Genomic DNA, 25,319 nt, shown 5'->3' with positions numbered 1-25,319 from the left:
CATTTTTAGAAAATTACCTTCTTAAGAATTGAAATCGCTTGATCAATTTCGTCAAATGTTACTGTTAAAGGAGGGAGTAAGCGTATTACATTCGGTCCTGCTCCACAAACTAGAAGTCCCTCCTCTTCTAATTTTGTAATATAAGGTGCAACTTCATTAGAACTAAATTCAATTCCTATTAATAAACCCATCCCACGAATTGTGAATTCCTCTTCCGGAAGTAAGTCATTTAATTTATTCGTTATATAAGCTGCTTTTTCTTTTACCTCATCTAAAAAATCATCTTGGAAAACAATATCAATCACTGTTTGTGAAACAGCAACAGCTAATGGATTTCCACCATATGTTGTTCCGTGTGAACCAGGACTAAAGGTGTCATATATTTCTGATGTTCCTAATACTCCGGCAATTGGGAATCCTCCACCTAATCCTTTTGCCATTGTTACTAAATTTGGTTTTAATGGTGTTTGTTCAAAGGCAAAACGTGTACCTGTTCTTCCGATACCTGTTTGCACTTCATCAATAATTAATAAAACATCTGAATTTGAGCAAATATCTTGAATCGTATTAGCGAACTCTTCTGTTATTGGATTTACACCACCCTCACCTTGAACAACTTCGAGCATAATGGCTGCTACAGAATCGTCAACAGCATCTTTCAATGCTCTTGCATCGTTGAAAGGAAGATACGTAAATTTTTCTACTAATGGTCCAAACCCTTTATGAATTTTCTCCTGTGCAGTAGCACTCATCGCGCCGAATGTACGACCATGAAATGAATTTTCAAATGTAATGATATTCGATTTACCAGTATGTTTGCGTGCCATTTTAATAGCTGTCTCATTTGCTTCTGCCCCACTATTACAAAAGAATGCGTGGGATAAATGATTATCCTTTACTAATGATTCTGCTAGCTTCACTTGCTCCGGACTATCAAATAAGTTACTAGTATGCCAAATTTTTTCGCTTTGTTCTTGCAATGCCTTAACAAGTGATGGGTGTGCGTGACCTAAACATAAAACAGCGATACCACTTGTAAAATCTAAATAACTTTTCCCATTACTATCCTTTACTACAGTACCTTTTCCATCGACTAAGCTTATTGGTCTTCTTGAATAATTATTAAATAATGCATTCATCTCATTTGCTCCTCACGAATGATAGTTGTGCCTATTAAATGTTCGTTAACAATTTGTACTGATGGCACTCCTTGATTCAGCACATTCAGTGCACCTCTCACCTTCGGAATCATACCACCGTAAATTTGTTCCTCATCTATCCACCGTTCAATTTGAGACGGTGTTGCTAACTGTTGAAATTCATCATCTATACGAATTCCAGCGACATCTGTTACAAGCAATAAACTGTTTGCTTGAACTGCTAGTGCTACCGAACAAGCTACAGTGTCTCCATTGATGTTTAGTACTTGCCCTTCATGATTAATCCCGACACATGCAATAACTGGCACAATTCCATTTCGAATCAGTGTAAAGAGTAAATCCGTATTCACTTTTGTTACTTCACCGACAAGTCCATATATACCTTCATCTAAAAATTCCGCTTTAAGTAAAAAATTATCAAAGCCATTTAAGCCGATGGACGGGATTCCTGCGTTATTTAATTCGTAAACAAGCTTTGGGTTAACTTTACCAATGAGGGTAGATTGTACGATTTCCATGGCATCTTTATTTGTGACACGAATCCCATTTAGTGTATGTGAATCAACTTGTTGTTTTTCTAACTCTCTATTAATCGCAGGGCCTCCACCGTGTGTAATAATCATATCGTAACCTTGTTCCTGTAATTTCTTAAAATTGGAAAAGAAGGCCTCATTTAAGCCTTCTAATGTACTTCCCCCAAGTTTTACGACAATCGTTTTACGAGCGGTATGATGCGTTGATTTGAACGTAGTCATATGTTAAATCACACCCCCATGCTAATCCATGTCCAGCTCCTTGTTCTAATGACACATAAATTTTCACTTCATTTGCCTTCAGAATTTGGATTAATTCGTCCTCTGAAAACGGGACAGGTTCACCGTTTTCAACCAGTAATGCATTGCCAATTTTAATCGTGATTTTTTCTGGATCAACAGTTGCTCCACTATATCCAACAGCTGCGATAATACGACCCCAATTTGCATCGCAACCAAATACAGCTGTTTTCACTAAAGGTGATCCAACCACTGTTTTTGCAATTTTACGAGCCTCTTCATCTGAAATCGCACCATCAACTTCAACTTCTATTAATTTCGTTGCCCCTTCACCATCTCTTGCGATAGATTTTGCTAAATCCTCACATGTAGCTTTTAAAGCTTCATAGAAATTAGTCCAATCAGGATGTAGTGGTGATAATGGATCGTTTCCTGCTAAACCATTTGCCATAACAAGCACTGTATCATTAGTTGATGTATCACCATCAACAGTAATTGCATTAAATGTTAAATCCGTTATTTTAGACAATGCATACTGTAAATTTTCCGAATCAATATTTGCGTCTGTCGTGATAAATCCTAGCATGGTTGCCATATTTGGTTCGATCATTCCCGAGCCTTTAGCACTACCTGAAATAATGACTTCATAGCCATCAATTGTTGTACTGTAAGTTGTATTTTTCATCACTGTATCCGTTGTCATAATGGCTTGAGAAAAATCAATCGCATTCTCTAAAGAATCACCGAGCTCTATTTTATTAATTCCACTACGTACAGGTTCCATTTTCATAATTTCGCCTATTACGCCAGTTGAAGCAACCCCAACTAAGATTGGATCGATTCCTAATTTATTTGCAGCTAACTGTTGCATTTCAATTGCATCTGCAAGTCCTTGCTTTCCAGTACATGCATTGGCATTCCCTGAGTTTACAATAAGTGCTTGCATCTTCCCATTTTTATAAACAACTTCCTTTGTCACCGTTAAAGGTGCTGCTTGCACAGCATTGGTTGTAAAGACACCTGCAACACTTGCAGGAACATCGCTAACCAACATTGCTAAATCTTTCTTCTTATGTTTAATCCCACAATGAATACCGGCTGCTTTAAAACCTTTTGGTGAAACAATGTTTTTGCTTGAAAGTCTTTTTAACTCATAGCTAACCTTTGACACATTATTTTCCTCCTCTAAATTCCCCTAGTTTTGTTAAATAAATAGTGGTACTACATCCAATCCATCCGTTTGAGGTAATCCAAATTGTACGTTCATATTTTGAATTGCTTGCCCTGCAGCACCTTTCACTAAATTATCTATTACACCAATGATTGTTACACGGTTCGTTCGCTTATCTAATTTCACTAAAATATCACAGAAATTAGATCCTTTTACTCGGTTCGTTCCTATTGAATTTACATCTGTCACGATTCTAACAAATGGATTATTTTTATACGTATCTAGTAAACAGTCAATTAGTTGTTCTTCCGTAACCCCTTCAAATATTGGAGCATAGGTAGTAGCCAAAATTCCTCTTGTCATGGGAACAAGATGCGTATTAAATGAAATCGTTGTTTTTACTCCTGCAAACAAGTCTATTGCTTGCTCAATTTCTGGAATATGCTGATGTTCATTTATTTTGTATATAGAAAAATTTTCATTCGCTTCACTAAAATGTGTTGCTTGGGATGGTTTATTTCCCGCACCAGAAATTCCGCTTTTTGCATCAATAATTAGATAACTCGGATCAATCAGTTTTTCTTTTATAAAAGGTAAAATGGATAATAATACAGCAGTCGGGTAACATCCTGGATTTGCTATTAAACTAGCTTTTTTTACTTCTTCTTCGTTCCATTCAGTTAATCCATAAACACTATCTTTAAGCAATTCAGTTGGAGCTGAATCTTTTTTGTACCACTTCTCATAGTCGTGTGGATTTTTCAAACGATAGTCACCTGATAAATCAATTAATTTTGGTCCGACACCAACAAGTGGAGGTAATAGCTTACTTGTTACCCCCGAAGGTGTACTTGTAAAAATAACATCAAAATTTGATAGTGTATTTACGCCTATTTTTTTCAATGGTTCGTCATGGATTGTTAGTAAATGACCAAATCGTGATGAAAATACAGTCCCTTCATCTGAAGAAGTGAATAAATCAATTTTCTCCACCTCCGGATGATTGTGTAAAAAACGAATTAATTCTAATCCTCCATAACCCGTTGCCCCTATAATTCCAACTTTCATTCGATTCACCTCTAAAACAAGATACAGTAAGTATAAGACTGTATATTTATTAAGTCAACTGTATTTTTATATATTTATATTTTTATTTTTACAAAATCTCCCTTTCAAATAATCCCTAGTCCTTTTTATATTCACATCATATTCCGTTGATATATAAGTTTTTTTGATATAATTTTAATACAAAATAAAAAGAACCCAAAAGTGTTGATACACAACAACTTAAGAGTTCTCATATTTACATTTGTATAATTATTAATCCCAACGGAATCAGCATGTTATTTTTTTCACAATCAAAATAAAAAAAACTATTAGTCTTCCATTGTAGATAAATCACCAGTTGGTAAGTTCAATTCCCATGCTTTTAATACGCGACGCATGATTTTACCACTACGGGTTTTTGGTAATTTGTCTTTAAATTCAATTTCACGTGGTGCAGAATGTGCTGCTAAACCTGTTTTTACAAAATTACGAATTTCTTCTGCAAGTTCGTCTGATGGTTCGACACCTTCTCGTAATGCAATAAATGCTTTAATAATTTCACCACGTACTGGGTCAGGTTTACCAATAACACCTGCTTCTACAACATCAGGATGTTCTAATAATTTACTTTCTACTTCAAATGGGCCTACGCGCTCTCCAGAAGTCATAATGACATCATCAATACGACCTTGGAACCAAAAATAACCATCCTCATCCGTATAGGCTGAGTCTCCTGAAACATACCATTCACCTTTTAAGAAGTACGATTCATATCTGCTTGGATTCCCCCAAATTGCACGCATCATCGAAGGCCAACCTTTACGAAGAGCTAAATTCCCCATTGTAAATGGTGGTAACTCATTACCTTCATCATCAACGATTGCCGCCTGTACTCCTGGAATCGGTTTACCCATTGAACCTGGCTTAATGTCCATTGTAGGGTAGTTACATATCATATGTGCACCTGTTTCAGTCATCCACCATGTATCATGTATTCGATGTCCAAGTTCATCCATTCCCCAACGAATGACTTCTGGATTCAACGGTTCCCCAACCGATAACACATGACGAAGTGAAGACAGATTATATCCTTCTAGAACACTAGTACCAGCACCCATTAGCATACGAAAAGCAGTTGGTGCACTATACCAAACTGTTACACCATATTTTTCTATTGCACCATACCAAGCTTGTGGTGTAAATCTACCACCTACAATAAGGTTGGTTACTCCATTTAACCAAGGGCCAAAAATACCATAAGCAGTACCCGTTACCCATCCAGGGTCAGCAGTACACCAATAGATATCCTCATCTTTTAAATCTAATACCCATTGTGCTGTTTGGTATTGTTGAATCATTGCATTGTGAACATGAAGCACTCCTTTAGGGGCCCCAGTAGATCCTGACGTATAATGAAGTAACATTCCATCTTCTCGATCTACCCATACAATTTCAAAATTTGGTGAAGCTTGATCTAGCTTCTCTTTAAAGCTGACTATTTTGTCAGTTTCCTCTACCTCATCCCCAACAACAAAAATCTTTTCTAAATTTGGAAGTTTGTCAATTGGTATACGACTTAGTAATGACTTCGTTGTTACAACAACTTTTGCCTGACTATCTGAAAGTCGATCATAAACTGCACCTTCCATAAATGCTTCAAACAATGGGCCAACAATAACACCCATTTTAATAGCACCAAGTAGTGCAAAATATAGCTCAGGTGTTCTTGGTAAAAATACAAATAAACGATCACCTTTTTGCAAGCTCGAAAACTCTTTAAAAACATTTGCAGCTTTATTCGTCATCATCTTCATTTCGTTAAAGGAATAGCTTTCCTTTCGATTACCGTCATCAAAATAAAGTGCAATTTTATCTTTCCTAAAACCTTCTGTATGACGATCAATTGCTTCATATGCAGCATTTAGCTTCCCCGTTGTATACCAACTAAATGCCTTTTCAACTGTTCCCCAATTGAAAGTCGCTACAGTCTCATCATAATTTTTCAAATGATGATCACCGACATCTGCAACTAATCTGTCTGTAATTTTCATCCCCATAAAAATTACCCCTTTCTATATAATTTTGCTATAAAATAAAGTTTTAACTTTAAAACGTACATCCCTGCGTTCAAAGTTAAAACATACATACATTTTACAATAAATGTAATACTATAGGCAAAATAATTTTATTTTTTAAATTTTTCACATTTTTCTGCAAAAGCGAGCTTTTTCGCGCATTAATTAATATATAATGGTAGTATCATGTCCAGGTGGTGTTTGGGTAAAATGGAACATATTAAAAATTTTTATAGCGTTGAAATGGAGACACAAAATGGACTTATTGTTATCGAAGGACCCGTAACTCCAGAACAACTTTCTAAATATACATTTCATGAGGGATTAACTTCTTTTAGACCTCCAGAACAGCAAAAAAAAGCTTTAGTAGAAATAGCAGAACTTGAAGAAGGCCGAATTTTTATAAGCCGAAAAGAAAGTTTAGTTGTAGGTTATGTCACATACTTGTATCCCGACCCACTTGAAAGATGGTCTGAAGATAAAATCGAAAATATGATTGAACTTGGTGCCATTGAAATTATTCCTTCTTATAGGGGATGTGGAGTAGGTAAAAGACTTTTAGAAGTCTCTTTTATTGATGATCATATGGAAGATTATTTAGTTATTACAACTGAATATTATTGGCATTGGGATTTAAAGGGTTCTGGCTTAAATGTTTGGGAATATCGTAAAATGATGGAACGTCTTATGAGTTCTGTTGGTTTTGAACCTTATGCAACAGACGACCCAGAAATTACTTCTCACCCTGCTAATTGTCTTATGGCCCGCATTGGGAAACGAGTTAATGAGGATACACTTGAAAGATTCGATAGATTACGATTTAAAAATAGATTTATGTATTAAAAAGGGGGTAAGAATATGATTATCGAAGAAATTATGAAGACGGATGTTTTAACCCTTTCACCTAAAAATACAGTTCGAGATGCTTTACGATTGATGAAGGAGAAAAGTATCCGACATATACCAATTATTGATAATGATAAAAAATTAGTCGGTCTTGTCACTTCAAATACAATAAAAAACGCACTTCCCTCTAATTTACAAGCTGATCCAACTATTTCTATTTATGAAGAAAATATCGAAAATATGATGATTAAAGAGGTGATCGTCGGTCATCCACTAGACTTTGTTGAAGAAATTGCACTTACTTTTTATGATATGCAAATCAGCTGTATTCCAATTGTATCTGGTGGTCAGCTTGTTGGCATCGTTACATCATCTGATTTGCTTTATACATATATTGAGCTAACAGGAGCGAATAAACCATCTTCTAAGATTGATATAAGGGTGAAGGATCGATCAGGAATTTTGTCAGATATACTGCACATATTTAAAAACCATAAAGCAAATGTATTAAGTGTGCTAGTGTTCCCTGATTCTAAAAAAAGAGATTATAAAATTATTACAATCCGAGTTCAAATTTTAAATCCCCTTATGATTATTGAAGATTTAAAGAAAGCAGGATTTGACGTGCTTTGGCCAAATCTTCCAGGTATTACACAATGAAAAACGCTGTCTTCGTATACTCACCTGAACAACTCGGATATAAATTTTCTGATTCTCATCCCTTCAATCATCAAAGATTACTATTAACGATGGATTTACTGAAAAGTATAGGTGCCTTAAAGGATGATGATATTATCCCCGCAAGAATGGCTACCGATGAGGAAATTGCCCTGGCGCATGATGAAAAGTATATTGACATAGTAAAAAAAGCTGGGAAAGGCTTAATTGATCCGCAAATTGCAGAGAACTATGGAATTGGTACGGAAGATACACCCATTTTTGAAAATATGCATGAAGCAAGTGCACTGCTCGTCGGTGGTACTTTACAGGCGGTTGATTCTGTAATGCAAGCAAAAAGCAAACATGCCCTTAATCTCGGTGGAGGCTTACATCATGGTTTTCATGGACGCGCCTCTGGATTTTGCATCTATAATGATAGCAGTATAGCAATCCATTATATGCAAAAAAAATATAATGTCCGAGTTTTATATATTGATACGGATGCACATCACGGTGACGGAGTTCAATGGGCATTTTATGATGACCCCAATGTTTGCACCCTTTCGATTCATGAAACAGGAAGATACTTATTTCCCGGAACAGGTAATGTTACTGAACGCGGAAACGGGCAAGGATATGGCACATCCTTTAACTTTCCTATCGATGCCTTTACTGAAGATGATAGCTTTTTAAACATATACGAGGAAGCCATGAACGAGGTTTTTGAATTTTTTAAGCCTGATGTTGTGTTTACTCAAAACGGTGCAGATGCCCATTATTTTGATCCACTTACACATTTATACGGTACTATGAATATTTATCGTGAAATACCGAAAATCGCACATAGATTAGCACACAAGTATTGTGATGGACGATGGATTGCAGTCGGAGGTGGAGGCTATGATATTTGGCGGGTAGTACCTAGAGCATGGTCTTATATTTGGACAGAAATGAATGATTTGGCTACACCTACCGGACCTCTACCAAAGGAATGGCTAAATAAGTGGCAAGGTAAGTCACCGGTACCTTTCATTCCAACATGGGAGGACCCAAACCCATTATACGAACCAATTCCAAGAAAAACGGAAATTGAAGAAAAAAATGAACAAATGTTAAAAAAAGCTTTACATATCATTCGTAATGAAAAAAACAAAGCAAGATGAAAAAAGGTAAGCTAGTTAGAAAGAATCTTTCTAACTAGCTTACCTTTTAAATTTACAGCTTAACAGATTGACGTGTCTCTATACGATGAGGTATGATGACATTTTTGTCTTTCACATTGTCCTCTTTGTTCATGATTTTTGTTAATAAACGCATTGCAACAGCGCCGATGTCATATAGAGGAAAGACAACGCTTGTTAAACGTGGTCGAACCATTCTTGCCAGCTTTGAGTTTTCAAAACTAATTACTTCTACATCGTCAGGAACTTTTTTTCCATCATCCTGAACACCATGAATAATTCCGATAGCTAGTTCATCACTACCAGCAAAAAAGGCAGTTGGTGGTGCTTCTAGCTCTCTCAATGTTTCCCACGCTTCTAACCCACTATCATAGGAACCATCCTCAGATATAATTAAGCGTTCATCAAGTTCAATATTCGCATCTTGTAGTGCCTTTTTATAGGCCTCTAATTTGAATTTTGAATTAATCGTATAGTTCAGTGGACCGGATAAGAATGCAATCCTTGTATGTCCGTTATTGATTAGAAGTTGCATTGCCTCATAGGAAGCTTGGAAGTAATCAATATTTACAGAAGGAAACTGATTTGTATCATCAACAGATCCTGCTAATACGATGGGTACAGGAGAATGTTCCATTGACTTATGTAATTTCTCTGTTACAGCATCACTCATCATTACGATACCATCTACTTGTTTTCCATACATTGTATCAAGTAATGATAATTCCTTTTCTTCATTTTGGTCCGAATTCGCCAAAATAATATTATAGCGGTACATTGTTGCAATATCTTCGATTCCACGTGCTGCCTCTGCATAAATATTATTTGAAATATCAGGTATAATTACCCCTACAGTAGTGGTTTTTTTACTTGCTAACCCTCTTGCAACGGCGTTTGGTCTATATTCTAATCTTTCAATAACTTCTAATACTTTTTTCCTTGTGGATGGCTTCACATTTTGATTTCCATTAACTACACGTGATACAGTTGCCATTGAAACATTTGCTTCACGTGCTACATCATATATTGTTACAGTCAAAGGATACGCCTCCTTTTTATATATTGTTGCTTTCATCATACGACATATACATTTACTTTTTCAATAAAAAGTACACTTTTTGTAATTAACTGGTACTAAATGTACAAGAAAGCCGACCATTAACTGATCGGCTTTATTTTTAATATTATGCTTTAAATTCATATTGCTTCATGAATTTTTGAATTTCTTCATAGAAACTATTGAATTGAGGAATATCCATTTGCTGTTGAGAATCAGATAATGCAACAGACGGATCAGGATGTACTTCTGCCATAATACCATCTGCACCGATTGCTATTGCTGCTTTTGCACAAGGTAACAATAAGTCACGACGACCTGTTGAATGTGTCACATCAACAAATACAGGCAAATGAGTTTCTTGTTTTAAAATCGGTACTGCAGAGATGTCTAACGTATTACGAGTAGCTTTCTCATAAGTACGAATTCCACGTTCACATAATATAATGTTTTCATTACCTTTTGACATGATATATTCTGCTGCATGGATGAATTCATCAATCGTTGCGGCTAAACCACGTTTTAATAGTACTGGTTTATTTGTCGCACCAACTGCTTTTAACAATTCAAAGTTTTGCATGTTACGTGCTCCAACTTGAATAACATCAATATAATCTAATGCTTCTTCAATATGCGCTGGTGTCACAATTTCAGTAACAACCGCTAAACCGTACTCTTCAGAAACACGTTTTAAAATTTTCAATCCTTCTAAACCAAGTCCTTGGAAGTCATATGGAGATGTACGTGGTTTGTAAGCACCACCACGAATCATTTTCATGCCTTTTTCTTTAAGCGTTTCAGCTACTTTAGCAGTTTGTTCATAAGATTCAACTGAACATGGACCGAACACAAATGATGGGATACCTGAACCAATTTTTTCACCATTAATTTCAATGACAGTATCTTCTGACTTTTTCTTACGTGATACTAGCAATTCTTTCTTTTTATCTGCCTCTAGTTGTTTAAGAGCCGTTTTAAAGATTTGCTTAAATATATAATCAACCGTCATTTGATTTAACGGGCCTTTATTGTGTTCTTTTAATAGATTTAACATGTGACGTTCGCGAAGAGGATCATATCGGTTTACCCCTTGTTTTTCTTTGATTTTACCGATTTCATTGACAATCTCAGCGCGTTCGTTAATAAGACGTAAAATCTCTAAATTTAAGTCGTCTATTTGCTTTCGAAGTGCTTCTAAATTTTGCTCACTCATTCCCTTTTCTCCTCTCCTTCGTACCGCAACTCTTTCAGAAGTCTGAAATGTATGATACATTTTAAGATAATAACCTTATTATAATCAAATATATTCAGAATGTCACGTCTTTTAATTTAGCGCTTCAACTCGTTAAAGTATATTTAAAGTTTTCTTGAAAGGAAGCGGTTGCAATGTGTTCAAAATTATTCGCGTTAGATATTGGTACGCGATCTGTCGTAGGAATTATATTAGAAGAACAAAACAACAACTACCATGTAGCAGATATCATCATGAAAGAACATAAGGAACGTGCTATGGTGGATGGACAAATACATAATGTACTCTATGTTGCTGATTTAATAAATGAAATCAAAAACGAATTAGAAATAAAACATGGCCCTCTTACTAAAGTTAGTGTTGCCGCTGCTGGACGTGCATTAAAAACAGAGCAAGCAAGCATTACGATTAATATTAAAAATCGACCTATTTTCACCGAGGAAGATATTAGTCGATTAGAGCTTCAAGCAGTTCAACAAGCTCAAGGAAAGCTCATCGGTCATCAAGATGATTCATCTAATCATTATTATTGTGTTGGTTATTCCGTTTTATATTACAAACTTGATGGCGAAGAAATTGGCAGCCTTGTCGATCAACAAGGAGATGAAGCTTCCATTGAAGTTATTGCAACTTTCTTACCGAGAGTTGTTGTAGAGTCCCTTTTAGCAGCATTAAAGCGCGCCAACTTAGAAATGGAAGCTATGACATTAGAACCAATCGCGGCCATTAATGTGCTTATTCCTTCAAGTATGCGCCGATTGAATGTGGCGTTAGTTGATATTGGTGCAGGGACATCAGATATCGCTATTACTGATAAAGGAACAATTGTTGCTTATGGCATGGTACCAGTTGCAGGCGATGAAATTACTGAAGCATTAAGTGATCATTATCTATTAGATTTCCCTGTTGCAGAAAAAGTAAAACGTCAAATGCATACAGAATCTACAATCCTCATAAAAGATATTTTAGGCTTTGATCAAGAATTCACAAAAGAAGAAGTCATTTCAGCTATTAAGCCTGCAATTAAAAATTTAGCAGAGGCTATTGGAACAGAAATATTACGTTTAAACAATCAAACGCCTCCAAAGGCTGTCATGCTAGTTGGTGGAGGTAGTTTGACACCAACGATTACAGAAGAATTGTGTAATGTTCTACAGCTGCCAAACAACAGAGTAGCTGTACGTGGTATAGATGCTATTCAAAATTTAACAAAAGATGACTCAATAGCCGATACTCCAGAATTAGTAACACCAATTGGAATAGCGATTGCTGCAAAAAAAGCTCCTATTCAATATATGAGTGTTACGGTAAATGAACAAATTGTTCGCCTATTTGAAATGAAAGAAATGACAGTCGCTGATGCATTACTTGCAGCAAATATTCAAGCAAAGCAGCTTTATGGGAAACCTGGACAAGGATTATCGCTCACTGTAAACGGTCAAGATATTTTTGTACCTGGGGAGCATGGGAGTCCAGCTACTATTTATGTGAATGGTGAAATTGCTTCAACTAAATCCTTCATAAAAAATGGGGATACGCTTGAAATGGTAGAAGGAAAAAATGGACAAGATGCCTCAGTAAAAGTGTCAGATATTGTGGATCAAGCATTAGTGAAAAAGATTAAATTCCAAAATAACATGTATACAATAGAGCCAAAAGTTTTCGTTAATAATCAAAAAGTTGTTTTTGATACAATATTACATGATCGAGATAAAATACGTATCGAAACAGTTGATACCGTTGAAGAATTTTTAAAGGTTACAAATAACAATGACTTATTGGATTATTTAAAACCGTTCTTTGTTCAAATCGATAATAAGCCCGTTTATATACCTGAATTTTCAGCCAAGCTTTACATAAATGGTAAGCCAGGGAAGCTACAATACCCTATACAAAATGAAGATGAAATTTCAATAGAAGAGGCAGTACAACCTACAATTCAGTCCTTAGCGGATCAGTTGGACATTGTTCTTGAAGAAAAAATTAAAGTAATCTTTCAGAATGAAGAAATCGAATTGCATAAAGTAATGAAGGAAGTATTAGTGAATGGTAGTATCTATCAACCTAGTGCTAAAATTTTTAACGGTGCAACTATCCAATTGATTGAGAAAGAAACGCAAAAATGGATTTTCCAGGATGTTTTTAAATTCTCAAATTGGCAATTGCCAACCCATTTTAAAGGCCAGTTCCATATTTTAAAAAATGGGGAGGCTGCAGCATTTGATACAGAAATATTTGGTGGGGACCATTTAGAAATTGTATTAATTGAACAACACATATAAAAAAAAGACTCCAAAAGCCCATTGCTTTTGGAGTCTTTTTTCTATATTGAAGAAGGGCGAGCAGCTTCTGATATCTCGTTTCCTTCTGTTAGTTCGTTTTCGATTAATTCTAAAGGCTCCTCACCTTCAGCTGAAACCGTACCATCATCATATAAAGTTGGGACCTTTGATGTTTTCGATTTTACTTTATCAACTAATTGAACAGACTGCTCTTTTAGTTGATTTGAAATTTGAACAGTTTTTTCTTTTGCAGTAGTGGAAAATTCCACACCTTTATCACGTATCGAAATTGCTTGAGTTGCAACGTCACTTCTAAGCTCTTTCCCCGTTTTCGGTGCAAGTAATAATCCAGTTGCAGCTCCAATAATACCTCCAACTAAAGCTCCGATTACGAAATCTTTCACATTAATCATCTCCTCTTTGTATATTGGATCCTTTGTCACATGATAAACCTGTGATAGGTTTGACTGTTCTTTTACTTCATTGTAATTTGGCTTTTCAGTTGTCATTTATACTCCCCTTTATTTGAATATTAAAAAACCGTTAAAATGTATGCAAATTACTTTGATGTTTTACGGTGTTTCCATTTTTCGGCCAATTCAATTGCAACGTTACCCCATTGAACAACTTGAGCTATTTTTTCCTCATTTTTGTTCACTTCATTCGCAATTGAAGTGGAAATATGATTAATTGAATTATTAAGACCATTCACCGATGTACCTATATTTTGCACTGCATCTACAACAGTATTTAGCTTTTCAGATTTTTGTGCAAAATCATCTGCTAATAAATTTGTTTTTTCAAGTAAAGATGTTGTTTCCCGTGTGATACCTTCCATTTGCTTTTCAATTCCTGCTGCAGTACCTGCAATGCTATTTAGAATATTTTTGAGTGAGAAAAGTGTCATCCCAATACTAATACATAATACTAGAAAAGCAATTGCGGCAATTAAAGCTGCGATGTATAAAATGACTTCCATGTAAAACCCTCCAATAGGTTGTTATTAAATATATTTCGACAAAATTTGTGTAAATCCTTTTACTTTTTGAAAAAACAGCCTATCTAAAAAGATAAGCTGTTATATAGTGAAAAAATTAAAGAAATAAAAATTACTATCACTACTTATTTTTTAGAACAGATTCAAATGCATCTTGGAACTTATGAACGTCTCCAGCTCCCATAAATAAATATACCGCAGGAATGTTTTGTTCCACCATTTGAACATTTTCAATTTTAAGTATGTTACTTCCGTCTATCAAGTTTGCTAAATCTCCAATCGAAAGATTCCCACTCTTTTCCCTTGCTGAACTAAAAATATCACATAAGTACACAGCATCCGCCTGAGATAAGCTTTCAGCAAACTCATTTAAGAATGCTTCTGTACGGCTAAATGTATGAGGCTGGAAAATAGCTACAAGCTTTCGATCAGGGTATTTTTGACGTGCAGATTGGATTGTCGCTCTTATCTCTGTAGGATGGTGGGCATAATCATCTACAAGTACATTATGACCAATTTTCGTTTCGGTAAAACGTCTTTTCACACCCTCATACGTACTAAGTCTTTCTTGTACTAATTGAGCTGGTACTCCTTCGTAATGAGAAAGTGCAATAACAGATAATGAATTTAACACATTATGATCTCCATACAATGGAATCGTGAACGTATTGTAATATTCGTTTCGAACATGAACCTCAAAAGTAGTTCCTTCTGTTGTTTTAACCACATTTCGGGCAGCAAAATCATTTTCTAACCCAAATCCATAATAGACAACCGGAACATTTGCTTGAATTTGCTGTAAATGATCATCGTCACCACATGCAATGATTGCCTTTTTCACTTGTAAAGCAAGTTCCTGGAAAGCTTTTTGTACATCTTGAATGTTTGAAAAATAATCTGGATGATCAAAATCAATATTTGTCATGACTGCATAATCAGGATGATAAGCTAGGAAATGTCTGCGATATTCACAGGCTTCCATCACGAAAAATGATGCATCTTTTTTTCCTGAACCTGTTCCATCTCCAATTAAAAAAGATGTTGGCATATAACCACCAATAACATGACTCATTAAACCAGTTGTAGAAGTTTTTCCATGCGCACCTGTTATAGCGATGGATGTATATTTTTTAATATAATCCCCTAAAAACTTATGATACCTTATTACTTCAACTCCGATTTCCTTTGCACGGACAATTTCAGGATGATCATCACTAAATGCATTACCAGCTATAACCGTCATACCTGGTTTTATATTGTCTGGATCAAATTTTAAGATGGTAATATTACGATCTCTTAATGGTTTTTCTGTAAAATAATAAGTCTCTACATCAGAACCTTGTACTTGTTCACCAGAGTCGAATAAAATTTGTGCTAATGAACTCATACCAGAACCTTTAATTCCTGTAAAATGATAAAATGTCATACTGTAAACCTCCTGGGATACATAATTTGACCCCCATGATGAACTATTGTAATTATAAGGAATTTTGAGTGAAATAATTACAATAAATTGAAATTTCAATCAGTGAAGGAAATCTTCACTGATTTGCTGAATAAAAATCTATACCATTATAGCACTATTTTGGCAAAACATTAACTTAACATTTACTTTAGTTTGTCTGCATTTGAACCATTTATAACAAAATTTACCCTCATAGAAAAAATGTGAGGAACCCCTCACATTATTCAAACAGAGAATTTAAATCTGTTTCTGTTATAAATACCTCTCTTGGCTTACTACCTCTTTGTTCTGAAATAAAGCCGTTCTTTTCTAGCATATCCATTAACCGCGCTGCGCGATTATATCCAATATGGTAATTTCGCTGTATGGATGAAGTGGAAGCTGTACCTTGTTCATATACAAAACGACATACCTCTTCAAATAATTCATCGTTCTCTTCCACACTTTCAGACTTCTTTAATAGTTCTTCATGCTCAAACAAATAATTTGGTTCCCCTTGACTTCGAACATGATCGATGATTTCTTCAATTTCATCATCGGTTACAAAGGTTCCTTGAATCCTTAGCGGCGAACTCATGCCATTTCCTAAATACAGCATATCACCGCGTCCTAACAAACGTTCCGCTCCTTGACCATCTAATATCGTTCTCGAATCGATTTGAGAAGAAACGGCAAAGGCAATACGCGTTGGGATATTGGATTTGATTAAACCTGTTATGACATCAACGGAAGGTCTTTGTGTGGCAACAATCAAGTGAATTCCACAAGCTCTTGCTTTTTGTGCAATTCGAGCAATGGATTCTTCAACATCACTAGGCGCCATCATCATTAAGTCTGCTAACTCATCAATGACAATTAATATATATGGCAACTTATTTTTATTACCGTTCTTATCTGCTTGCTTATTATATCTCGATAAGTCACGAACTCCCACATGAGCAAATAGCTGATAGCGTCTCTCCATTTCTTCTACAGCCCATTTTAAAGCAGCAGTTGCTGTTTTCACATCAGTTATTACAGGGCTTACTAAATGTGGAATGTTGTTAAATGGTGCAAGCTCAACCACCTTTGGATCTATCAACATTAGTTTCAACTCATGTGGATCTGCTTTATACAATAAACTTACTAAAATAGAATTTATACAAACAGATTTCCCAGAGCCTGTTGCACCCGCAATTAGTCCATGGGGCATTTTGCGTAAATCAATGGTCATTGGCTTTCCAGTTAAATCAAGTCCTAATGCTGCTTCAAGTGGTGAAGTTGAATTTATAAATGCCTCACTACTTACTACTTCGGATATGCGTACAGCCCTTGAAATACGATTCGGAATTTCAATCCCTATTGAACTTTTACCCGGAATCGGCGCTTGAATTCGAATATCTTTGGCTGCAAGTGCTAATTTCAAATCATCCGCTAAATTTTTAATTTTACTAACCTTCGTTCCATGACCAACTGTAATTTCAAATTGTGTTACAGCAGGCCCCTGCATAATCGATTCAACTTGAGCAGTTACTTGGAAATAAGACAATGATTCAACTAACACTTCTGCCTGTGATTCCATCCATTCAAGATCCTCAGATTTCTCCTCAGGAGGCACTAAATATGAAAAAGACGGTTTTTCATATGTGTATGTTGTCTTAGTTGACTCATGACTAATGTCATCATTTATAGATGACTGTTCAGCTTTACTTGTATCATCAGTATTTAATATCTTTTGTTGAAATTCATTATTTACCGTTAACGTTTCTAACTGAGAAACATTTGGAATTGGTAACCCCTCAGTACTTTCCCGCTTACTAATCATTTTTTCTTTATCTGATTTAAGCATAAGTACATTAAAAGGCAATTTACTTCCTGAAGACATTTTATTATCTTCATTGTTTGTACTATGAATATTTAATTCATTTTCGTTAATGATGCTATCTTGTTCAAATTCTTCTTCTACTTCATCGAATTCAAAATCTTTATCACTATAATTCTCTGGACCATCTACTTCGTAATAGTCTTCATCTTCTACATATTCGTCTGTATCATCTTCATCTTCTTCTGCATCGAATTCGTTATATAAATCTTCTTCGTGAGTTTCTAATTCGTCATATAAGTCTTCTTCGTGAGTTTCTAAATCATCATATTCATCATACTCATCTTCGAAATAAAGGTTATCATCAGCCTCTAAGTATTTCTCTTCTTCAATAGTCTCAATTGGAGCAACCGTTTTATTTATTTCTAAATCCTCTTGAACTACTGTTATTTTTTCATTAGAGTTGCTTTCAATTTCCTGACGATCTATTAAAATATTATCCATTAAAGAATCTTCATGTGTAGAAGCTTCTTCTAAAACGATTACATTTTTATTATCCTCAACAACATTCATCTTTGAAGAAGTTGTTGGTTCAACATCTGGTTGAATTGCAGGAAATTGTGTTGCAAAAGTACTTATATCCTTTACTACAGCTGATGTGCTTGCAGATTCACGAACTCCTTGAAGTACTTCTGTAAGTGGTGTTTCCTCTTTTGAAATGCTATCTAGTGAATGCTTCTCTTGTTTTTGTTCTTCCAATTGGTTGTTTTGGTCAACCTTCTTTTGCAATAGTTCATTAATATTACTAGGCTTTCTAAAACCATGTATTGGTGATGGTACATTAGTAGGAACAAATCTTTTACGTTCTACTAAATTATCTTCTGTAGCTTCCTTTTCCTTCTGTTCTTGTTTAAACTGATTTAATCGATTTTTTGTATTTTGACTTTCAAATTTAGGTTTACGTAGATCGTTATTAGATTTACTAATTAACGTAGATCGTTGTTCGACAGTATGTTTCCTAACAGTATAGCCTTTTTGTTGTCTTCGCTGTTCTAATAAATTACGGAGACCAGATACTTCCACATCGTATACTTCATTACTACTTACATGATGGGAAAATTCTTGATAATGATTACTTATATTTAATTGACTATGATCCATTCTCGTATGATCTTTTTTTAGGTAATCTATTTCTTCATCTTCTATGATTGGAAAACGGAATGACCGATTCTGCTTCTCATCTTCAATATTATCGGTAGCCTGTCCCAACTCTTCCCTAGTTATTTCATCATCATAAATATCATCGTTATCATCATAAAAAAATCTACTAAACTTCTTTTTAAACCAATTCATTTTTATATCACTCTCTTCTTTTACCTTGCAATTTCATTATATGATAATTATATGAATAGAAGTGTTTATAATTTACTTTTATGTATTATTTCATATGCACAAATATGACTAATTTCATTCATCTTGACCAAATTTATGCAACATTAGGTTATCATATACAGTTAAATCTTAAGGATATTCCTTTTCATTTACTTCAAAGTTACGAAACAAAAGAACACTTATACTCCCCTTCTATACTAGCAAAAGAATACTAAAACTAACATTTCAAAATGATAACAATCAAAAGACAATTTGAAATTGTTTTCTATATATGGTCATTTGCTCATACTACTAGTTGAAATCCCTTATTAAACGTAAAAAGTACAATTCAAGTTTCTTCAACTAAAATTGTACTTTTTACACTTTGGATAAACTATAAATTTGATGGAGCTACAAAAGCTGATCCAACTTCTGCATTTTCATCCAGTACTAATATTCCTTTTGCACTTGGAGCGTTTGGAATTGCTAATTCTTTTGCTGAACAAAGCATTCCTTCAGAAGCTACACCTCGTAGTTCTGAATGTTTAATCACTAATCCAGAAGGCATAACTGCACCAATTTTTGCAACAACGACTTTTTGTCCTGCCTCCACATTAGGCGCACCGCAAACGATTTGGAGTGTTTCTTCTCCAACATTCACTTTACAAACACTTAATTTATCAGCATTAGGATGTTTTTCTTTTTCTTCAACGTAACCTACAACAAATTTCGGTGTGAAGTCCACATCTAACGAGATATCTACTCCGTTTTCTATCATAGCTTTTTCAATTTTCTCAATGATTTCAGGAGTGACTTCTACAGGTCCTTGCACATCTAATTCAATATATTTACTTGCGTTAAATAAATTAAATGCTTTCACCTCATTCGTTGCTTCTTCTTTTAAAATGGCAAAATCTCCAATGCGTTCTACCTCTGTTTTTACAATTGATTCTGTAGCTAATTGGACTAATAATATATCCCCAACATATGGTTTATTGTAAGCGATTATCATTCTTTATCTTGCTCCTTCTCTAGTTTATTCTTTGCTAATATAAATATCGGCTCTAAATCCCCATTTTCATAGACAAACGATAAAGAAGTAATTGGGACCATTCCTACTGTAAAGAAATGCATTGTCATTTGAGCTAACACATCATACCCTACTTCATTTCGTATGTCACCTATAATTAATACATCTTGATGAGGAACGGAAATCGTCATGTCGCCTTCAATTTTACCGCGCATTTCTTTTAAAAAGTTCTCATTTAAAATGCGACTCGCATCATACCCATCATTTTCATTTAGAAAATAAAAAATATTTCCAGCAACTTCATCTTTTTTCGTATTCGTAGGTAATTTTTTAACTGCAAAACGTGCAGCTTCACGAATTTGATTGGCAGAAACAGTAAGCTTCTCAAGCATATTTTCATCTATTAAACGATAGGTATTTCCTAAATCCAATGCATAAAAGATTCTTGTTTCAGCTGTATGATCTGTTGTGATGAAAGAAGCTCCTTCTTTTGATTGAAGAGGAAAAGATGTCGAACGGATAATTGGATATACGTTTGAAAGATCATAAATCCCTTCGTTTTTTTCCAATTCCATTGCCTCAAAAGTTTGCTCAATCGTATATACTACTTCTTCGATTGCCTTCTCTTTTCTCACTTCATACTTGGCTAAAATATCAGCAACATTAATTGTCATACCTAATTTTAAAGTTTGATGTTCAAGACGCAATTCATTTTTTTCACGATTATATTTATATTCAAATCGCTCTTCACCTAATCGTTCCTTCAAACGATTTATCAGCTCATTTGCCTTCAATTTTAACACCTCTAGTTCAAAAATTAAGAGTTGTCCCAAAAAACAAAGAGACAACTCTATAACGTCAAAGGTTAGACGTTTTACTGTATATTCATATTAGCATAAATGTATTATAAATTAACAGAACGAGCAATTTGCATCATTTCTTCGAGCTTTGAATCGATATTATGCCCATCAGAAAGTGTGGAAACTTTTACTCCTCCGCTGTTGACAATTAATTCGTAACTATTCTCATCATTTTTTAAAACGGCAGTAAATCCGAATTCTTCTTCATTTTCTATTGTCTCTTCTTTTATAATTTCTTTTCCTGTATTTTCTTTAAATAGGTCATAAAGAAGTTTACTATCTTTCCCCTCATTTTCATTCACAAATAAAATAAACTCTTTACCATCTTTTTTCAACAAGTAGTTCGATTCATCTTCACTTTCTTCAATTGTATATCCAGAAGGCAAAAATACATTTATTTTACCTACAGTCGTATTTGGCTCCTGTATTTCCCCTTCAAATGTAGCCTTTGCACTTTCAATTCCGGTATCTATTTGCTCTTCTAACGATTTCCCACAAGCTGCTAATATGAAAATTGATAATAAAGCAGTCAAAATAAGCATCCAGTTTTTCATTATCATTTCTCACTTTCTAATCAGAGTTTTTTAATCGAAATCAACTAACAAAAATCCATGTTTTTAGTTATTGTTGGCCAATTTTAAAAAAATATTGGCCGATTAATAATTTCACGATATGCTCAAACATTTCAGTACGGTTTACAAGATTTGCTGTAAATACGCCTACCGCTCCTTTGTTATGTCGGATTCCTTTTTCATTTGTATAAACGTCCATAACCGGTCCAAGTTCCTTCCCGGCACGAATTTCTTTTGCAACCTCTTCTGGCAGTAAAAATAATGCTCCTGCTGCAGTTAGTACTGTTCCGTCCTTTAATTTAAGTGCACCCCAATTACAGCAATACATATTTCCATCAATCATCCTAACGCCACCTTCCAACCCAAAATTAAGATCGGCAGAAGTTTTTTCGAATGCATTTTCGGCACGATTAATAGCACCTTGTCTTGTTTCTTCATCTGAAAAGGGTTGTTCAGAAACGTTTGAAGGAACATCGAGCTGTATGTATTCAATGCTTTCTAAATAGTTTCCAACTATATTTGTAATGGCTTCTGTTTTTGCTTTATTTTTTGTCCCAATTGAAACTAGCATTCTGTTCATCTCCAAAAATATGAATTCAACTTTATAGTTAAAAATAGACGACTTAGTTTATAACGATTACGAAAAGAAAAAGATGCATTTTTGCACCTTTCACTTAAACATTTGAACGTATTGAATCAACTGTTGTACGATCAACAGATTTCACAAGCTTAATAAGAAGTTCCTTAGCAGCTGCGTAGTCATCTATGTGAATGATTGAAGCTGCTGTATGAATATATCTTGAGCAAATTCCAATTACAGCACTTGGTATCCCATTATTAGATGTATGGACGCGCCCAGCATCAGTTCCACCAGCAGATACGAAATATTGATATGGAATATGATTTGATTCTGCAGTATCCAATATAAATTCACGAATTCCCCTATGAGTAACCATTGTCCGGTCATAAATACGCAAAAGGGTACCTTTTCCTAATTGGCCAAATTGTGTTTTATCCCCTGTTGTATCATTTGCTGGGGAAGCATCAAGGGCGAAAAATAAGTCAGGCTGTATCATATTTGCTGATACTTGAGCACCTCTCAAACCTACTTCTTCCATGACGTTAGCCCCTGAATACAAATGATTTTGTATTTTTTCATCCTTTAATTCTTTTAATAATTCAATAGCTAACCCGCATCCGTAACGGTTATCCCATGCTTTAGCCATAATCTTTTTAGGATTTTCCATAGGAGTAAAAGGACATATCGGAAGAATGGATTGACCTGGTTGTATCCCCATTTCTATTGCTTCTTCCTTACTATCTGCTCCTATATCAATTAACATGTCTTTAATTTCTGGTGTTTTTGTACGATCCTGTACGGACAGTAAATGAGGTGGAATACTTGCGATTACTCCTGGTATTTCTTTATCTTTTGTGTAGACAGTTACTCTTTGAGCAAGTAAAACATGATTCGACCAACCTCCTAATGGCTGAAAACGAATCATTCCATTGTCCGTAATATTGGTAACCATAAATGCGACTTCATCCATATGACCGGCTACTAGTAATTTAGGGGCGTTATCATCATCTGATTTTTTCAAGCCAAAAATGCCACCAAGGTGATCTTGAATAATTTCATCAGAATATTTTTCAAGTTGTTCTCTCATAAATTTTCTTACTTCATGTTCATTACCAGGAGCACCAGGTAACTCTGTTAATGTTTTAAATAATTTCAACGTGTCCTCATTCAAATTCCGTACACTCCCCTTGAGTTTATTTAACTTGTTTTATTTTAACATAAAAAACTCCTGATTATTCCCATCGATGTATCTGATATCATTTGAAACTTGATACAAATAAAAAAGAAGGGTTTCCCCTTCGTCATTTATACATTTCTATCTATTCGAATTTAAATTTATAACCAAACCTCGAACTGTTTCAATGTATATTTGATTCACACGTCTTGTTCAAGTTTCTTTCTAAATTTATGTACAGAGACCGTTTTAACGAAATTGCATCATATCCCCAAACAGCATCATATAATGTTTCGACACCTAACTCTTAAATTATGTTTAGCTATTAGCTCTTTTAGCTTAAAGGGTTTTGTTACTAATTCATCGTAGCCCATATTAAAACCTTGCATAATTTGAAGCTAGATTGGAATTTCTCATTATTTAAAGGGTGAATGGTTATGAAAATAGAACATATTGAAGCTGGATAAGATTTATCTAGTTCTAAAGAAATGATCAAGCGATACAACGGGCGAATTGAAGTGGAGAGTAAATGGAACGAAGGTGCATGTTTTAGCATCACATTGCCTATCATGAAAGAGTAAAGGTTTATATACAGACAGAGACGAATGGAAAAAATAATGTTAAAATTAGGGATATTAAAAAGGAGGATGGCAATTGAAAATACGAGACTTTTTAATAGGAGTTGCCACAGGGGTTGCAGCTACTATCATCATTAAAGAAACTGCTAATAGGGTATCACCATATGTACCAGCTAACCATGTGTTAAATAATGTAAAAGCGGCATTTAAAAAAGAAGCACCGATTGACGGCTCCTGGATTTATATGAAAACAGAGGATTTTTATAATGGCGTTACAACAGTACCCGTATATAAAGGTGGCATTTCAAGAATCATGAACGGTGAAATGGAATCCTTTGAATTTGCAGCAGATGCACGTTCGGGAATTATAGTGGATTTAAAAAGACTGTAAGTTTATTTGGAAATTTTACCGAATTTTTTTGACTCATAAAATAAGACTCTCGAGGAAGTTTACCTTCAAGAGAGTCTTTTTGGTAGATTAATTTGGAATCGAATATATACTTCTTTACTTCTTTTCCACTCTATTATTCAAGGCATTACCTACCTAGCCAACCTCCATCAACAGGAATAGTTATACCGTTTACATAATCTGAGGCAGAAGCAGATAAAAATATCGCTGCCCCTATCAAGTCTTCAGCCTTTCCCCATCTTTTTGCAGGTAATCGATCTAATATTTGTTGGTTTCTTGTTTCATCTGCAATTAATGCACTATTCATTTCTGTAGCAATATATCCTGGCGCAATACAATTCACATTAACCCCTCTACCTGCCCATTCGTTAGATAATGTTTTCGTAAAGTTCATAACGCCTGCTTTACTAGCTGCGTAGGCTGGTATAAAAAGACCACCTTGATAAGAAATGACCGACGCTAGATTAACGATCTTTCCATAACCTCGTTCAAGCATTTTTGAACCAAATAACTTACATAAATGAAATACAGCTGTCATGTTCACTTCTAACACTTCATCCCACACTTCTAAAGGAAATTCTTCAGATGGGTAACGCTTTTGTATACCGGCATTATTAATCAAAATATCAACCGTATCAATTTCTTCCAAAATTTGTTGAGCGAGTAATTCACGTTGTTCTCTCGAACCTAAATCACATAAGTAATGGCTTGCCTTTCCACCCATTAGAGAAATCTCTTCAATTGTTTCCTCAGCTGAAGAACGAGAAATAATAATAACTTCAGCTCCTGCTTCGGCAAGCCCTAAAGAAATGGCTCTCCCTATCCCACGATTTCCCCCTGTTACAATTGCTTTTTTTCCGGATAAATCAAATAACCTCATTACTACTCCCCCCTATATTAAACTAAGACTTCCTCGTTCTCCTACCTTTTTACATCCAGATAAAAGATAAGAGACTGCATAGTGTTTAATCTATGCAG

General features: G+C 34.9%; 22 protein-coding genes. 5 read left to right on the top strand and 17 right to left on the bottom strand.

The features are described 5' to 3' along the window. Nucleotides 1-5 precede the first annotated feature (5 nt). The 5 genes from CD30_RS07505 to acsA form a co-directional block, all read right to left on the bottom strand. Complete coding sequence (locus CD30_RS07505; RefSeq protein ID WP_036174779.1) at nucleotides 6-1,139, bottom strand: acetylornithine transaminase; 1,134 nt, start codon at nucleotides 1,137-1,139, stop codon at nucleotides 6-8. Next, the gene (gene argB / locus CD30_RS07500; protein WP_036174776.1) at nucleotides 1,136-1,915 is read right to left on the bottom strand and encodes an acetylglutamate kinase; all 780 of its coding nucleotides are present in this window, start codon (nucleotides 1,913-1,915) and stop codon (nucleotides 1,136-1,138) included. The genes CD30_RS07505 and argB overlap by 4 nt, the downstream gene beginning before the upstream one ends. Continuing rightward, complete coding sequence (gene argJ, locus CD30_RS07495) at nucleotides 1,878-3,104, bottom strand: bifunctional ornithine acetyltransferase/N-acetylglutamate synthase (protein WP_036174773.1); 1,227 nt, start codon at nucleotides 3,102-3,104, stop codon at nucleotides 1,878-1,880. Before argJ ends, argB begins: the two co-directional genes overlap by 38 nt. 33 nt (nucleotides 3,105-3,137) lie before the next feature. After that, nucleotides 3,138-4,172, bottom strand: a complete 1,035-nt coding sequence (gene argC / locus CD30_RS07490) for an N-acetyl-gamma-glutamyl-phosphate reductase (protein WP_036174770.1) — start codon at nucleotides 4,170-4,172, stop codon at nucleotides 3,138-3,140. A 308-nt stretch (nucleotides 4,173-4,480) separates the two neighbouring features. Further along, on the bottom strand, nucleotides 4,481-6,208 hold the full coding sequence (acsA, locus tag CD30_RS07485) for an acetate--CoA ligase (RefSeq protein ID WP_170933646.1): 1,728 nt from the start codon (nucleotides 6,206-6,208) through the stop codon (nucleotides 4,481-4,483). 228 nt (nucleotides 6,209-6,436) lie between these two features. On the opposite strand from acsA, the gene CD30_RS07480 reads away from it, so the two are divergent. Genes CD30_RS07480 through CD30_RS07470 form a run of 3 tightly spaced genes read left to right on the top strand, consistent with a single transcriptional unit; the run spans nucleotide 6,437 to nucleotide 8,895 of the window. Then, nucleotides 6,437-7,069 (top strand): GNAT family N-acetyltransferase, encoded by a 633-nt coding sequence (locus CD30_RS07480; protein ID WP_036174766.1) that lies wholly within the window; start codon nucleotides 6,437-6,439, stop codon nucleotides 7,067-7,069. A gap of 15 nt (nucleotides 7,070-7,084) precedes the next feature. Next, entirely contained in the window at nucleotides 7,085-7,732 is a 648-nt protein-coding gene (locus CD30_RS07475; RefSeq protein WP_036174764.1) for an acetoin utilization AcuB family protein, read from the top strand. Next, the gene (locus CD30_RS07470) at nucleotides 7,729-8,895 is read left to right on the top strand and encodes an acetoin utilization protein AcuC (protein ID WP_036174760.1); all 1,167 of its coding nucleotides are present in this window, start codon (nucleotides 7,729-7,731) and stop codon (nucleotides 8,893-8,895) included. The genes CD30_RS07475 and CD30_RS07470 overlap by 4 nt, the downstream gene beginning before the upstream one ends. A gap of 52 nt (nucleotides 8,896-8,947) precedes the next feature. Here the strand turns inward: CD30_RS07470 and ccpA are convergent, their stop codons facing one another. Beyond that, complete coding sequence (gene ccpA / locus CD30_RS07465) at nucleotides 8,948-9,952, bottom strand: catabolite control protein A (protein ID WP_036174757.1); 1,005 nt, start codon at nucleotides 9,950-9,952, stop codon at nucleotides 8,948-8,950. A 145-nt stretch (nucleotides 9,953-10,097) separates the two neighbouring features. After that, nucleotides 10,098-11,183, bottom strand: coding sequence for a bifunctional 3-deoxy-7-phosphoheptulonate synthase/chorismate mutase (locus tag CD30_RS07460; RefSeq protein WP_036174754.1), 1,086 nt, complete (start codon nucleotides 11,181-11,183; stop codon nucleotides 10,098-10,100). 173 nt (nucleotides 11,184-11,356) lie between these two features. Between CD30_RS07460 and pilM the strand changes: the two genes are divergently transcribed. Then, entirely contained in the window at nucleotides 11,357-13,504 is a 2,148-nt protein-coding gene (gene pilM, locus CD30_RS07455; protein ID WP_036174752.1) for a cell division protein FtsA, read from the top strand. A 41-nt stretch (nucleotides 13,505-13,545) separates the two neighbouring features. On the opposite strand, the gene CD30_RS07450 is transcribed toward pilM, so the two are convergent. The 9 genes from CD30_RS07450 to CD30_RS07410 form a co-directional block, all read right to left on the bottom strand. Next, nucleotides 13,546-14,013: a YtxH domain-containing protein gene (locus CD30_RS07450; protein WP_036174749.1), complete on the bottom strand. Its 468-nt coding sequence runs from the start codon at nucleotides 14,011-14,013 to the stop codon at nucleotides 13,546-13,548. 50 nt (nucleotides 14,014-14,063) lie between these two features. Then, nucleotides 14,064-14,483 (bottom strand): DUF948 domain-containing protein, encoded by a 420-nt coding sequence (locus CD30_RS07445; protein WP_036174746.1) that lies wholly within the window; start codon nucleotides 14,481-14,483, stop codon nucleotides 14,064-14,066. Between the two features lie 139 nt (nucleotides 14,484-14,622). Then, complete coding sequence (gene murC / locus CD30_RS07440) at nucleotides 14,623-15,927, bottom strand: UDP-N-acetylmuramate--L-alanine ligase (RefSeq protein WP_036174743.1); 1,305 nt, start codon at nucleotides 15,925-15,927, stop codon at nucleotides 14,623-14,625. A gap of 259 nt (nucleotides 15,928-16,186) precedes the next feature. Continuing rightward, nucleotides 16,187-19,120 (bottom strand): DNA translocase FtsK, encoded by a 2,934-nt coding sequence (locus CD30_RS19740; protein ID WP_036174739.1) that lies wholly within the window; start codon nucleotides 19,118-19,120, stop codon nucleotides 16,187-16,189. Nucleotides 19,121-19,532: 412 nt separating this feature from the next. Beyond that, nucleotides 19,533-20,150, bottom strand: a complete 618-nt coding sequence (gene ytpR / locus CD30_RS07430) for a YtpR family tRNA-binding protein (protein ID WP_036174736.1) — start codon at nucleotides 20,148-20,150, stop codon at nucleotides 19,533-19,535. After that, complete coding sequence (locus CD30_RS07425; protein WP_408056746.1) at nucleotides 20,147-20,971, bottom strand: DUF1444 family protein; 825 nt, start codon at nucleotides 20,969-20,971, stop codon at nucleotides 20,147-20,149. Before CD30_RS07425 ends, ytpR begins: the two co-directional genes overlap by 4 nt. Before the next feature lie 101 nt (nucleotides 20,972-21,072). Continuing rightward, nucleotides 21,073-21,582: an LptM family lipoprotein gene (locus CD30_RS07420; protein WP_052126092.1), complete on the bottom strand. Its 510-nt coding sequence runs from the start codon at nucleotides 21,580-21,582 to the stop codon at nucleotides 21,073-21,075. Nucleotides 21,583-21,649: 67 nt separating this feature from the next. Continuing rightward, nucleotides 21,650-22,171 carry a DUF84 family protein gene (locus tag CD30_RS07415; protein ID WP_036174730.1) on the bottom strand — a complete coding sequence of 174 codons (522 nt, stop codon included), beginning with the start codon at nucleotides 22,169-22,171 and terminating at the stop codon, nucleotides 21,650-21,652. Between the two features lie 103 nt (nucleotides 22,172-22,274). Beyond that, on the bottom strand, nucleotides 22,275-23,351 hold the full coding sequence (locus CD30_RS07410; RefSeq protein ID WP_036174727.1) for a M42 family metallopeptidase: 1,077 nt from the start codon (nucleotides 23,349-23,351) through the stop codon (nucleotides 22,275-22,277). A gap of 657 nt (nucleotides 23,352-24,008) precedes the next feature. On the opposite strand from CD30_RS07410, the gene CD30_RS07405 reads away from it, so the two are divergent. After that, nucleotides 24,009-24,323: a peptidase M4 gene (locus CD30_RS07405; RefSeq protein ID WP_036174724.1), complete on the top strand. Its 315-nt coding sequence runs from the start codon at nucleotides 24,009-24,011 to the stop codon at nucleotides 24,321-24,323. A gap of 145 nt (nucleotides 24,324-24,468) precedes the next feature. Here the strand turns inward: CD30_RS07405 and CD30_RS07400 are convergent, their stop codons facing one another. Beyond that, on the bottom strand, nucleotides 24,469-25,221 hold the full coding sequence (locus CD30_RS07400; protein WP_036174720.1) for an SDR family NAD(P)-dependent oxidoreductase: 753 nt from the start codon (nucleotides 25,219-25,221) through the stop codon (nucleotides 24,469-24,471). Nucleotides 25,222-25,319 lie beyond the last annotated feature (98 nt).

The organism is Ureibacillus massiliensis 4400831 = CIP 108448 = CCUG 49529 (genome assembly GCF_000772965.1).
In the GTDB taxonomy this organism is placed as follows: Bacteria; Bacillota; Bacilli; order Bacillales_A; family Planococcaceae; genus Ureibacillus; species Ureibacillus massiliensis.
The sequence above is the reverse complement of the archived record's forward strand: the minus strand, read 5'-3'. Positions and strand labels throughout refer to the sequence as shown.

Excerpts from the sequence above, each read along its gene's own strand:
- CD30_RS07505 (WP_036174779.1), bottom strand. The coding sequence starts at position 1,139 with ATGAATGCATTATTTAATAATTATTCAAGAAGACCAATAAGCTTAGTC.
- argB (WP_036174776.1), bottom strand. The coding sequence starts at position 1,915 with ATGACTACGTTCAAATCAACGCATCATACCGCTCGTAAAACGATTGTC.
- argC (WP_036174770.1), bottom strand. The coding sequence starts at position 4,172 with ATGAAAGTTGGAATTATAGGGGCAACGGGTTATGGAGGATTAGAATTA.
- acsA (WP_170933646.1), bottom strand. The coding sequence starts at position 6,208 with ATGGGGATGAAAATTACAGACAGATTAGTTGCAGATGTCGGTGATCAT.
- CD30_RS07480 (WP_036174766.1), top strand. The coding sequence starts at position 6,437 with ATGGAACATATTAAAAATTTTTATAGCGTTGAAATGGAGACACAAAAT.
- CD30_RS07475 (WP_036174764.1), top strand. The coding sequence starts at position 7,085 with ATGATTATCGAAGAAATTATGAAGACGGATGTTTTAACCCTTTCACCT.
- CD30_RS07470 (WP_036174760.1), top strand. The coding sequence starts at position 7,729 with ATGAAAAACGCTGTCTTCGTATACTCACCTGAACAACTCGGATATAAA.
- CD30_RS07460 (WP_036174754.1), bottom strand. The coding sequence starts at position 11,183 with ATGAGTGAGCAAAATTTAGAAGCACTTCGAAAGCAAATAGACGACTTA.
- pilM (WP_036174752.1), top strand. The coding sequence starts at position 11,357 with ATGTGTTCAAAATTATTCGCGTTAGATATTGGTACGCGATCTGTCGTA.
- CD30_RS07450 (WP_036174749.1), bottom strand. The coding sequence starts at position 14,013 with ATGACAACTGAAAAGCCAAATTACAATGAAGTAAAAGAACAGTCAAAC.
- CD30_RS07445 (WP_036174746.1), bottom strand. The coding sequence starts at position 14,483 with ATGGAAGTCATTTTATACATCGCAGCTTTAATTGCCGCAATTGCTTTT.
- murC (WP_036174743.1), bottom strand. The coding sequence starts at position 15,927 with ATGACATTTTATCATTTTACAGGAATTAAAGGTTCTGGTATGAGTTCA.
- CD30_RS19740 (WP_036174739.1), bottom strand. The coding sequence starts at position 19,120 with ATGAATTGGTTTAAAAAGAAGTTTAGTAGATTTTTTTATGATGATAAC.
- ytpR (WP_036174736.1), bottom strand. The coding sequence starts at position 20,150 with ATGATAATCGCTTACAATAAACCATATGTTGGGGATATATTATTAGTC.
- CD30_RS07420 (WP_052126092.1), bottom strand. The coding sequence starts at position 21,582 with ATGAAAAACTGGATGCTTATTTTGACTGCTTTATTATCAATTTTCATA.
- CD30_RS07415 (WP_036174730.1), bottom strand. The coding sequence starts at position 22,171 with ATGCTAGTTTCAATTGGGACAAAAAATAAAGCAAAAACAGAAGCCATT.
- CD30_RS07400 (WP_036174720.1), bottom strand. The coding sequence starts at position 25,221 with ATGAGGTTATTTGATTTATCCGGAAAAAAAGCAATTGTAACAGGGGGA.